Source organism: Treponema sp., from assembly GCF_045657965.1.
GTDB lineage: Bacteria > Spirochaetota > Spirochaetia > Treponematales > Treponemataceae > Treponema_D.
On sequence record NZ_JAZOUG010000018.1, the window covers coordinates 1 to 5046 of the forward strand.

Genomic DNA, 5046 nt, shown 5'->3' on the forward strand with positions numbered 1-5046 from the left:
GCTACGATCCGACTTAAATCAAATTCAAGTTTTTCATCAGAAACCGGGGTATGATATCGCTTCAAAATATATTTTTTCCGGTTCAAAACAGCTTCGATTACATCCTGAACCCGCTTTGGTTCCATCTGCTCTGACTTTTCACCCTTTTTATGAGTTTCATGAACTTCTCCATCGTTTAAGCCGGCTTCACTGCATGGAATAATTTCAAAATCTGAATTTCTGAAAAATCTTGTTGATTCTTCAATGCCGTCAGTATAGAGGAAGAGTATGTCATTCGGCTTCAATTTAATTTTTTCGACTTTATAGCCGCCTTTCATTTCGACCATAAAGCTCGGTAAAGGACCGGCTGCAGGAGCTTCATGCAGGGTAAGAACTTTTATTTTCTTTTCATTGCTGTCATAAATGCGCAGAATATTATCGCCGGCATTACAGGTATAAACATCGCCGTTTTTTGTATCAAACAGACAAATCATCATTGCAGCAAATTTACCGCGAAGGCCAAGCGATTCAATAAAATCATTTATATCACTTGCAAGAAGATTAAGCTGAACTCCGTTTTTTTCAAATTTCCATGAGGCAAAATATCTTCGGAAAATTGTAGCGACAATTGTCATAATAAGGGCTGCCGGAACTCCATGACCGGATGCATCACATTTTATAAACGCATACCACCGTTCATCCAGTTTTTTATAATCAAAATAATCTCCGGAAACGGCATCCGTTCCTTCATAATAGCCGAAAAGTTCAAGTTCTTTGTCTTTATAGGAAGCAGTCGTTTCTTTTTCTGCTCCGTCACTTACAAGCGGGATAAATGCTTTCTGTACAGCCTGTCCGTCAAGATTCATAATATTCATTTCAGCACTTTCCGCACGTGCACGGGCAGCTTCTTCCCGGTCTTTTGCAGCCCGCTGATAGGCAATTTTTGCACGGGCTTCATTTTTTGCACCCTGAACAAGCCCCTTAGTCATGTCATTTACAGAATCGCCTAAAGTACGAAGCTCATCATGAGATTTAATTTTAATTTCTACGCCTTCAAGCAGCAGTTTATTTTCTGTTTCTGTAATTTTTTTTACATGAGAAACAATTTTCATAATTGGTCTGGTAATTACTGAGGAAAGAATAAAAGCACTTACAAGAGCAATCACGGCCGCAAGTAAAGCCGCAACACCTGAAATAAACAGGACAATCTGCTGGGAATCATCAATTTGTTTTACCAGAGTCTTTGTTTCAACTTTCATCAGAATAACTGCCTGAATCAAATTATCATCATTAGTTTTCTGATATAATACCGGCCAGTAGAAAAGGTAATTAGTCTGCTGGCGGTCAAGGCGGTTATCATTCATTGCAGGGAAAGAACCATAAACAGAGGCAGAAAAATCATTCAGTTTTCTGAAAATGAGATTTGAATTATCCCCTGTCGTATGGGATAATTCAGAAGCAATCGCTTTAGCATCAATATTTGTTTTTAAAATGAAAGAACGGAAAAAGTCTGCATGAGCGACTTTTATTCTGACAGAACCTGCATCAAAAGTATCAGAATCGATTTTTGAAAGGATGTCTTCATCATTTGTTGCCCAGACATAGTCCAGAGGTTTTCTGCCATAATCCGCATCATCTTTATTTTGAACCGGAATACCGTCAATCTGATAGCTTATAATTGTGGCATATCTTGATTCAGAGAAGTTGTCAGTCTGATTAACGATAGCGCCGATTTCTGCAATTCTTTCACGTCCGTCATCAAGATAAGTCTGAACACCGCTTGCCATATTTCCCATAACAACTTTTACACGCTCTTTCAGACCAGAAATCATAATCTGTTCCTGAATCCGCATCATTTCAGTTCCGATTATGAAAGAAATACCGGCTACAATAAACAGAAGCAGACTCACAATAGCCAGAGCAAACTTAATTTTCAAAGAAACCTTTACTTTTGCATTTTTATTTAATTCTTCAGGCTTTTCATCATCCATATAAACTCCTTGCATAATAAGCTTCATTTCTTTTTTTATAGTAAAGGCGTCTTTTGCACTTACAATTAATCCTCTTGTACAGACTAAAATTCCGGCTGCAATAAAAGCAATAATCAGCCAGAAGGCAATTTTATCTGAACTTAAACGGTAAATATCATTTGTAAGACTTAAAATCTGCCATACAGGTTCAAAATTATAGTTTTTTTCGTATTTTACGGTACCATTTTCACCAATCACAAGATTTTTCTTCCAGGTAGAAAGGCCCCGCTCGGAATGACGGATTTGAACAGTGTATGAGCCTTTACTCATACCCGGGATTTTTATATCTGATATTTCTTCTTTTTCATCAGAAAGGCGTTTTATGGAAAAACCGGCGTTACTGTTACTAAACCTGTAAATTTTTCCGGTATCATTATTTGTTAAAATAACTTCGCTTATCTTTCCGTCGTAAGAAAATTCCTGTCCGGAAATAGAAAGTGAAACAACCCCAAAATCGTCAGCCTGAGCCGTAACATTTCCGATTGAAGTTGCAGCCTTGTATTTATTTAAAAACAAAACTGTCGAATTAACAGGACTTACATTTCCGACTGCATCTACTGCACAGACCAAAAATAAATAAACACCGTTATCCCGGTTTTTAAAGGAAGCAGAACTGTTTTTTCCGTTTATTTTTGAAGACGGCTTTTTTGCCTTTGAAAAATTTAATTCATTTTTTACAGCAAGATTTTCAAGAATTTGAGAAGTTTCTTCCTGAGTGAATTTTATTTTTTTTGTTTTTGAAACTTCAAGACTTTTATCAATTGGACCAAGCCGTGTCAAAGTCCAGGAATAACCTGCAATTTCATCATCATCAAATTCATCATTTTTCCATGTAAAAGAAACATCATTTGATGAAGCAAATCCCCATTCATCTTTATCAAATGAAACACCGGTTACAGCCATAGGCGGAGTCTGATCATAATAATACTCAAGAACCTGATAATCAGACCAGTTTCCGGCTTTATCAAGGGTACAGGCTTTAAAATATAATTTTTTATCTCCTTCTGTGTCATCAGGAATTTTTGCAGTAAGCACATTGTCTTTTGGAAAATGAAAGTTTTCACTGTATTCACTTTTTGCAGGATTTTCATTTTCATCAAAAGTCCATAGTGCAGAAAATCCTGCAACTCCGGAAATGTCTTCATCAAGAATTACTTTGACCACTGGATTTTTTTCAGAATTATGATGACCTTTATTAAAATTTCTTGCAGAAAAATCAGGTTTCTGAGAAAAATAATCTTCGTTAAGAATTACGATTTGTGAAGAGTGCTCTGTCTGCTGCTGCCAGATAATTGAAAGAGTGTCGGTATTTTGTGGAGATACACTTATAACAGGAGAAGCATAAGTTGAAACAGCAGATACATTCTGTCTTCTTTCGATTGAATCAACTTCAACCCATTGAGCTCCAAGATATTCACAGAGATGAACTTTATCAACGCTTGTTCTGTCATCAAACCAGAGCAGAAAGAATTTTCCGTGATACTTAAAAAGTGAAGGACGGCGCGCATTTCCGTAACTGTTCAAAGATTCAACATCAGCTTTATCAAGGATTTTTCCTTCGTAATTGAGAGGCGCAACCATTACTGTTGAAACTGAGCTGTTTTTTACAGTTCTTTCCCAGGTAATTTTAATGTCCCCGCCGTCCGCAAATACCATAGGACGGAAATTTTTATATCTTAAAAAATCAGGAAGCTGCATGTCTGTTTCTGTAAAAACTTTTCCTATATCAATAACAGAATCACTGTCAGTTAAAATAACAGGATTTGACCAGGAATTATTTTCCGGAGAGCGGAATGTTGAATAAAGCTGAGAGGATGCAGGATCTTTTTCATACCAGCCTTCAAAGACAACCAGATCTCTTTCTCCAGCCTGTGCCAGAAATGGAGAAAATGTATTTGAAATAGACTCTGAAGGCGCAAATTTTGAAAGTTCAGACCAGTTTTTCCCGTCAGAAGATTCTGCATACATTATTGAAAAGGTTGATTCCGTTAAAGTCTGTTTACCTTCACCGACAGAAACAAAAAGCAGAAAGCCGCCTGAGCATGTAGCAAAAATTCTTGACGAAGTAATCTGTTTTTGAAGCGGCGGAAAAGAATAACATTCAAATTCTGATGAGCCAGAATCTTTTGAATACACTTTTACAATACCGTTTGCCGTAGAAGAATCAAGGACAGAGACAGCAATTGTATTTTGATTTGAAACGGCTGCCGAATATAAATCTGGAACTTCTGTGCCCGAGTATTTAAATGTTTCATTTAACGAATAAGTATCTGACCAGTTTAAGTTTCCGTCTTTCCAGAGCCAGGAAATTGAAATTGTCTGCTTAGCTTTATCAGCTCTTTCATAAAAAATATAAGATTTTCCGTCTTTATAAAGTGAAACCGGAAAGAAAGAATCTTTTTCAGAAATATTCTTAACAGAATCCCAGAAGAAGTTTTCCTTTTGCTGGGCAGAAAGATTTTGAAAGATTAAAAAAAATGCGAGAAAACTAAATAATATTCTGTATTTTGCAAGAACAGTTTTCATATATTATTCCACTTTTACAGTCGTTTTAAAAGACGGTTATACAAATCCAGAACTTTACGGCTTTTTTGAGCTGCTTTTCCGGTCATAAGTTTATCCATTACGACTTTTGCATCAGAAAAACGCCTCTGATTAAAAAGTCGGGCGGCTTCAGAATACATTTTTTCATCATTTTGAGAAAGAATTGCAGTTGACTGGACACCGATTTTAAGCTGAATCTCAAGCTTAAGATTTTTGGCTTCTTTGCTGCCTGGATCCAGATTTATTGCTTCATTTATTGCATCTAATGCTTTTTTTAATTTGTCTTCATCATTACCGGCTGTTTTAAAAAGCGATTTTGCAGACGCAAATTTTTCGTTAAACTGTTTTTTTGTATCACTTTTTGTAACTTTTTTAGGGAACATTCCTAAAGAATCTTTTAAATTGTAAATTTCCTGTGCAAGTCCCGGATAAGAGGGATTGATTTCATATAAATCTTCCAGTTCAGCAAGCCGTTCGGTTTTATTTTCATTGA

The 5046-nt window shown here is 36.3% G+C and carries 2 protein-coding genes; both read right to left on the reverse strand.

From position 1 onward, the window contains the following. On the reverse strand, positions 1 to 4535 hold a 4535-nt coding region (locus ACKI5B_RS00405; protein WP_407424975.1), incomplete at its 3' end, for a SpoIIE family protein phosphatase. A 14-nt stretch (positions 4536 to 4549) separates the two neighbouring features. Beyond that, positions 4550 to 5046, reverse strand: a 497-nt coding sequence (locus tag ACKI5B_RS00410; RefSeq protein ID WP_407424976.1) for a hypothetical protein, incomplete at its 5' end; no start/stop codon positions are given.